The organism is Sphingomonas sp. NPDC019816, from assembly GCF_050274375.1.
GTDB lineage: Bacteria > Pseudomonadota > Alphaproteobacteria > Sphingomonadales > Sphingomonadaceae > Sphingomonas.
Map to the genome: position 1 here is coordinate 1 of NZ_JBNNOB010000168.1, position 6,351 is coordinate 6,351.

A 6,351-nucleotide genomic window follows, 5' to 3' on the forward strand; every position below is an offset into this window, starting at 1 on the left:
GAGGGGGAAGGGGGAGGGGGGGGGGAAGGCTCTGTACAAATCACCACCCCGGCGGATTAGGGAGAAAGTCGCGCATGGCCTTCGACTTCGCTCAGGCTGAACGGACCGTGCTAGGGTGCCCCCTCAATCCTTCAGCGGATCATGCCCCCAGTTCATCAGCGAGTAGCGCCACGGCGAATGTTCGACATCCTTGTCCGGCCCGCCCTGCTTCAGATGCCGATGCACATAACCTACGACCTTCTTCATATGGGCATAGTCATCGTCGGTCAGATCGGCCTTCTTCTTGCGCTTGATCGCGACGATCTTGCGGCCCGAGTCATGCCCGACGCTCTCATCCGAGCCGTTCTTCTTCTGGCCGACCTCCTGCGACTCGTCCGTCTCCAGAAACTTTTCCAGCTCGGCGGGGGCCATGTTCACGGCCTCCTTGAAATCGGCGTAAATCTGCTCGTGGTCGTCGGCCATCATCGGCTCCTTTCGCGGCGGTCAACGCCGCCCGGCCGATTTCGGGTTCACCCCAGCATCCCCTGATAGCTTTGCGGTGGCACGGGCAGCGTCGCGCGCGTCGCGATGCCGACGATCAGGATCAGGCCAAGCACGACCGCCGTCGCCACGACGATCCGCCGATCCCCCCGCCATGGCCGTGCCAATACCAGCCCCAGCGCACAGGCGATGATCGCCCAGAGGTGATAGCGGAAATCTGACGCTACGCTGATGACCAGGAAACTCGCCTCCTGCCCCAGCGTCGAGGCGAACAACGCCCCCGCCAGCCCCGCCCCACGCGTAACCACGAAGCCCCCGGCGGCGAGCACCAGCCAGACGATCGGCCACATGACGGGCAGGTCGACCCAGCCGCCCGCCATTTTCTGCCACGCCAGCGCGACCCGCCCCGGTGCGCCCAGACCGAGACTGTTGGGTTCGGTCGACTGCGGCGGGTCGGCGTTGATCCAGCGCGCTGGCACCGCCCATCGCCAGGTCGAGTTGATATGCGACAGACGCTGCGCGGCATAGGCGAAGGGATGATGCAGAATGGCGGGAGCAAGCCGCGCATAAAGCGGCCCCGGCGCCATCGCCTGGAACCGCGCCAGCAGCGTACCGCACCGGTCCGGCTCCCCCAACGGGTCCCAGAAGAACGGCCGGACACAGGCCTTGGCACGCAAGCCGGCCACCTCCGCCGGCGTGAAGCCCAGACGCGGATCGTACGGCACGCGCACCGCGATCCCCGCCAGATCGTAGAGTGCCTGGGCGCGAGCCACGCCGCTGGCCTTCGCGCCGAGCAATCGGTGATTGACGACCGGTGCCAGCGCCAGCGTTGCCAGCGTCAGCCCCAGGGTGAGCGCGATCCGCCGCCCCCAGCGTTCGGCGAGCAGAAACGCGACCAACGGCGCGATCGCGAAGATGGCGTTGGCCCGGACCAGCGCCGCATAGCCCAGCAGGAGCGCGACCAGCAGCCAAGCCCAGCCCGGTACCGCCCGTCCGCGCAGCCGCCACCAGCCGACCAGTCCGACCGCCGCCAGCGTCGCGCCGGTCATCTGCGCATCCTTGAGGACGCTTACCTGCCAGCCCAGCCATGGCGGCACCAGCCCGATCGCCAACACCGCCAGCGCCGCGCGCGGCCGCCGATCGACGATCCCCGCCGCGATGCTCCCCAGCCCGAGCCACCAGCCCGCCAGCTGAAGCACCAGCATCGGCCCCGCCCCCTGCCGCCCGAACAAGGACCAGAGCCGCGCCATGATCGGCGGATGCCAGTCGTCGTAACGGCCGCGCAGCACCTGATCATATTGGGTAACGCTGTCATATTGCGCATAGCCGGGCGCGAAGACGAGGACACTCAACCCGAATAGGATCAGGGTCGCGATCACGATGCGCAGGCGATGGGAATGGGCTTGGGTCATGGCGCGCCGATCAACTGGGTCGATAGCTCCGATGCGGCCAAATCCCCTCGTTTCGCAAGCGGAATGCGGCTGAATGGATGCGATCGGGCGGTGGGGACCGGGATTGATCCGGGACTGTCTGTATTTCGATGACGAGGTTTTGAGGGACGTGTCTCGCGTGGCCTTCGACTTCGCTCAGGCTGAACGGAGCGAAGGAATGGCATCATTTCCCTAACCCCCGTTCAGCCTGAGCGAAGTCGAAGGCCAAGGGAATCCCCCAACGAAAAAGGGGCCCGCAACCGCGAGCCCCCTTCCCATAACCGATGACGCAAAAATCAGATGTGGATCGCGCGCCCGTAAGCCGCGAGCACCGACTCATGCATCGATTCCGAGATGGTCGGATGCGCGAACACCGTTTCCATCAGCTCGGCCTCGGTCGTCTCCAGCTGGCGGGCCACGACATAGCCCTGGATCATCTCGGTCACTTCCGCGCCGACCATATGCGCGCCCAGCAGCTCGCCCGTCTTGGCGTCGAACACCGTCTTCACGAAGCCCTCGGCCTCGCCCAGCGCGATCGCCTTGCCGTTGCCGATGAAGGGGAATTTGCCGACCTTCACCTGATACCCGGCTTCCTTGGCCTTCGCCTCGGTGAAGCCCACCGACGCGACCTGCGGACGCGAATAGGTGCAGCCCGGGATGTTGCCCTTGTCCATCGCGTGCGGGTGGACATCCTTGTTGCCCAGCGCCTGCGCGATGGCCTCTGCCGCGATCACGCCCTCATGGCTCGCCTTGTGCGCCAGCCACGGTGCGCCGGTCACGTCCCCGATCGCCCAGATGCCGTCGACATTGGTGCGGCCATAGCCGTCGGTCTTGATGTGACCGCGATCGGTTTCGATGCCCAGCTTCTCCAGACCGATATTCTCGGTATTGGGGACGATGCCGATGGCGACGATCGCATGGCTGAATTCGGCGGTCTCGACCTTGCCGTCGGGGCCCTTCATCGCGGCCTTCACGCCGGACGCCGTGGCTTCCAGCTTTTCGAGGCCGGTCTTGGTCTTGATGGTCATGCCGAACTTGGTCAGCTGCTTGGTCATGAACTCGCTGACTTCGGCGTCCTCGACGGGCATGATCCGGTCGAGCATCTCGACGATGGTCACTTCCGCGCCCATGTCGTTGTAGAAGCTGGCGAACTCGACGCCGATCGCGCCCGAGCCGATGACCAGCAGCTTCGTCGGCATGGCGGGCGGCACCATCGCATGGCGATAGGTCCAGATCCGCTCGCCGTCCGCCTTGGCGAAGGGCAGGTCGCGGGCGCGCGCGCCGGTGGCGACGATGATGTGCTTGGCGGTCAGCTCGGTGGTCTTGTCGCCCTGAACGACCGACAGCTTGCCCTTTCCGGTGATCGTGCCGACGCCCTCATGGACGGCGACCTTGTTCTTCTTCATCAGGCCCTTGACGCCCGCATTCAGCTGGCCCGCCACCTTGCGGCTGCGATCGACCACCTTGTCGAGGCTGAACGAGGGCTTCTCGACCGACAGGCCGTACTGCGCGGCATAGGTCATGTAATGATAGACCTCGGCCGAGCGCAGCAGCGCCTTGGTCGGGATACAGCCCCAGTTGAGGCAGATGCCGCCCAGCCGCTCGCGCTCGACGATCGCGACCTTCAGGCCGAGCTGGCTCGCGCGGATCGCCGCGACATAGCCGCCGGGACCCGAGCCGAGGACGATAAGGTCGTAAGTGTCAGCCACTTTGCTCTTCCTTTTGAACGCGCGCCCGGGCGGGCGGCGGTTGGGGTTCGCCCCCGAATGAATGTCAGCCTTGCAGGGCCTCGGCCTGCCCAGCCATCGGTGGAACGGTACGCGGCTTGCGATCCTTGTCGGTCGCGACGAACACGAAGCGCGCCTGCGTCACCTTGGTCGCATCCTCGACATGACGGGCGCGGCGCCAAGCCTCGACCTCGATCGTCATCGACGTGGTGCCGACGCGAACGAGCTGGGCATAGACCGAGACTTCGTCGCCGACGAGGACGGGGGCGTGGAACTTCATCCCCTCGACCGCGATCGTGACCGCGCGGCCGCCCGAATGGCGCGAGGCCACCGAACCGGCGGCCAAGTCCATCTGGCCCATCAGCCAGCCGCCGAAGATGTCGCCATAGGGATTGGCGTCCCCCGGCATCGCGGTGACGCGGATGACGGGATCCAGATCGGGCAGCGTGCTCATTGCTCGGCATGCCTCCGTGCCATGCGGTCGGCGATGCGCGCGCGGTGGAGCGGGCCGATGCCCATCGCCACCGTCGCGATCATCGCACCCAACCCGCACCACCAGATTTCGGTGCGGGCCAGCGGGTAGGCCCAGGCGGCGGCCCAGGTCATGACCACCGCCGCCGCCAGCCCGAGGGCGATATGGAACAGCTCGATCCGAACCCGCATGGCCCCGCCCCCGGCGTCGATCAGGCCAGCATCGCCAGAGGACGCTCGACCAGCTCCTTGAACACCTTCATCAGCTCGGCGCCGTCGGCCCCGTCGATGGCGCGGTGATCGAAGCTGCCGGTCGCCGACATGACGGTCGCCACGCCCAGCTGGTCGTCGACGATATAGGGGCGCTTCTCGCCCGCGCCGATCGCCAGGATCATGCCCTGCGGCGGGTTGATGACCGCCTCGAACTGCTTGATGCCGAACATGCCCATGTTCGAGATCGAGGCCGTACCACCCTGGAATTCATGCGGCTGCAGCTTGTTGTCGCGGGCGCGGGTGGCCAGGTCCTTCATCGTGGTCGAGATGGACGACAGCGAACGCGTATCCGCCTCCGACACGATCGGGGTGATCAGGCCAGCCGGGGTCGACACCGCGACCGAGATGTCGGCGCGCTTGAAGCTGATCAGCTGGTCCGGCGTGAACATGACGTTGCACTTCGGCACCGCCATCAGCGCGACACCCAGCGCCTTGATGAGCATGTCGTTGACCGACAGCTTCACCCCGCGCGATTCCAGACCGGCGTTCAGCTCGCCGCGTAGCTTGAGCAGCGCGTCGAGGCGGATGTCCACCGTCAGATAGATGTGCGGCACCTGCTGCTTCGACTCGGTCAGGCGACGCGCGATCGTCTTGCGCATGTTGGACAGCTTCGACGCTTCGTGCGGGATGTCCGGCACCTGCGCGGGCTTGGGCGCGGCGGCCGGGGCAGCAGCTGCTTCCGACGACGAAGCGCTAGCAGTGGGAGCGGCGACCTTGGCCTGACCCGGCTGCGCATTCTCGACGTCCGCCTTCACGATGCGACCGTTCGGGCCCGAGCCGGTCAGCGCGGACAGGTCGAGGCCCTTTTGCGAGGCGATACGACGCGCCAGCGGGCTGGCGATCGCGCGGCCGTTACCGGCGCTGGAGCCACCCTGCTTGCCCGAATCGACGGGCTTGCCGTGATCCTCGGCCTGGGTCAGCGTGCGCTCGACGGGCTTGGCTTCGCTGCCGGTCTTGTTGGGATCGGTCGGGTCGGTCGGCATCGGCTGGGCCGGAGCCGGGGTTTCCGACTTCGACGGCGCCTGGACCGACGAGGCATCCTCGCCCTCTTCGGCCAGGATTGCGATGACGGTGCCGACCTTCACATTGTCGGAACCCTCGGAGACGAGGATCTTGGCGATGACGCCTTCGTCCACCGCCTCGAATTCCATCGTGGCCTTGTCGGTTTCAATCTCGGCCATGATATCGCCGGACTTCACCGTGTCCCCTTCCTTCACCAGCCATTTGGCCAGCGTGCCTTCCTCCATGGTCGGCGACAGCGCGGGCATCTTGATCTCGATCGACATGGAGGTCCTCTCGGGGCAAACCAATTCCGTAGCGGCCTGTCTCTTGCGCCCGAATTGCGCTCGGTCAAGCCATGGCCTTGCATGAAATACTATGTAACGGCATCCGTGAGTGACAAGGAGGGGGCCGCGATGCGCATCTATCTGGTCGTGATCGACGACAGTCCTGAATCGAGAATCGCCCTGCGTTTCGCCGCGAGGCGCGCCGTGAAGACCGGTGGCGGCGTCGAGATCCTGACGATTTTGCCGCCGCAGGAGTTCATCGCCTTCGGCGGCGTGCAGGCGACGATCGAGGACGAAGCGCGCCAACAGGCAGAAGCGCTGGTCGCCAGCGCGGCGGGCGCGATCCTCGACGAATCGGGCCTGCGCCCCGCCATCACGGTGCGTGAGGGGGATGGGCCAAAGGTGATCCGCGAGTTGATCGCCGCCAACCCCGAGATCGCGGCCCTGGTGCTGGGGGCCGCCGCCAGCGGGGCGCCGGGAACGCTGGTCAGCCATTTCTCGGGCACCGATGCGGGTGCGTTGCCGGTGCCGATCATGATCGTGCCGGGGTCGTTGACGCTGGAGGCGATCGATCGGTTGAGTTGAGGGGGGAATCGCGTGGCCTTCGACTTCGCTCAGGCTGAACGGAGGTTTGGACTCCCTCGAACTCGGCCGGTATTCCCCCGAACCCGTTCAGCCTGAGCG

At 66.2% G+C, this 6,351-nt stretch carries 7 protein-coding genes; 1 reads left to right on the forward strand and 6 read right to left on the reverse strand.

The genetic code is table 11. The features are described 5' to 3' along the window. Positions 1-123: 123 nt before the first annotated feature. The 6 genes from ACQKJZ_RS17260 to ACQKJZ_RS17285 form a co-directional block, all read right to left on the reverse strand. On the reverse strand, positions 124-465 hold the full coding sequence (locus tag ACQKJZ_RS17260; protein WP_427732697.1) for a DUF3140 domain-containing protein: 342 nt from the start codon (positions 463-465) through the stop codon (positions 124-126). Between the two features lie 44 nt (positions 466-509). Beyond that, complete coding sequence (locus tag ACQKJZ_RS17265; RefSeq protein ID WP_427732699.1) at positions 510-1,892, reverse strand: hypothetical protein; 1,383 nt, start codon at positions 1,890-1,892, stop codon at positions 510-512. Positions 1,893-2,206: 314 nt separating this feature from the next. Continuing rightward, positions 2,207-3,619 (reverse strand): dihydrolipoyl dehydrogenase, encoded by a 1,413-nt coding sequence (gene lpdA / locus ACQKJZ_RS17270; RefSeq protein WP_427732701.1) that lies wholly within the window; start codon positions 3,617-3,619, stop codon positions 2,207-2,209. Between the two features lie 64 nt (positions 3,620-3,683). Continuing rightward, positions 3,684-4,091, reverse strand: a complete 408-nt coding sequence (locus tag ACQKJZ_RS17275) for an acyl-CoA thioesterase (RefSeq protein ID WP_427732703.1) — start codon at positions 4,089-4,091, stop codon at positions 3,684-3,686. Then, positions 4,088-4,300 carry a hypothetical protein gene (locus ACQKJZ_RS17280; RefSeq protein WP_312490537.1) on the reverse strand — a complete coding sequence of 71 codons (213 nt, stop codon included), beginning with the start codon at positions 4,298-4,300 and terminating at the stop codon, positions 4,088-4,090. The genes ACQKJZ_RS17275 and ACQKJZ_RS17280 overlap by 4 nt, the downstream gene beginning before the upstream one ends. Positions 4,301-4,320: 20 nt before the next feature. Then, complete coding sequence (locus ACQKJZ_RS17285) at positions 4,321-5,667, reverse strand: pyruvate dehydrogenase complex dihydrolipoamide acetyltransferase (RefSeq protein ID WP_427732705.1); 1,347 nt, start codon at positions 5,665-5,667, stop codon at positions 4,321-4,323. A 129-nt stretch (positions 5,668-5,796) separates the two neighbouring features. Here ACQKJZ_RS17285 and ACQKJZ_RS17290 point away from each other — a divergent pair, with 129 nt between their 5' ends. Continuing rightward, positions 5,797-6,252: a universal stress protein gene (locus ACQKJZ_RS17290; protein WP_183951748.1), complete on the forward strand. Its 456-nt coding sequence runs from the start codon at positions 5,797-5,799 to the stop codon at positions 6,250-6,252. Positions 6,253-6,351: the final 99 nt, after the last annotated feature.

Bases quoted from the DNA above. Each gene is read 5' to 3' on its own strand.
- ACQKJZ_RS17260 (WP_427732697.1), bottom strand. From the start codon at position 465: ATGATGGCCGACGACCACGAGCAGATTTACGCCGATTTCAAGGAGGCC.
- ACQKJZ_RS17265 (WP_427732699.1), bottom strand. From the start codon at position 1,892: ATGACCCAAGCCCATTCCCATCGCCTGCGCATCGTGATCGCGACCCTG.
- ACQKJZ_RS17275 (WP_427732703.1), bottom strand. From the start codon at position 4,091: ATGAGCACGCTGCCCGATCTGGATCCCGTCATCCGCGTCACCGCGATG.
- ACQKJZ_RS17280 (WP_312490537.1), bottom strand. From the start codon at position 4,300: ATGCGGGTTCGGATCGAGCTGTTCCATATCGCCCTCGGGCTGGCGGCG.
- ACQKJZ_RS17285 (WP_427732705.1), bottom strand. From the start codon at position 5,667: ATGTCGATCGAGATCAAGATGCCCGCGCTGTCGCCGACCATGGAGGAA.
- ACQKJZ_RS17290 (WP_183951748.1), top strand. From the start codon at position 5,797: ATGCGCATCTATCTGGTCGTGATCGACGACAGTCCTGAATCGAGAATC.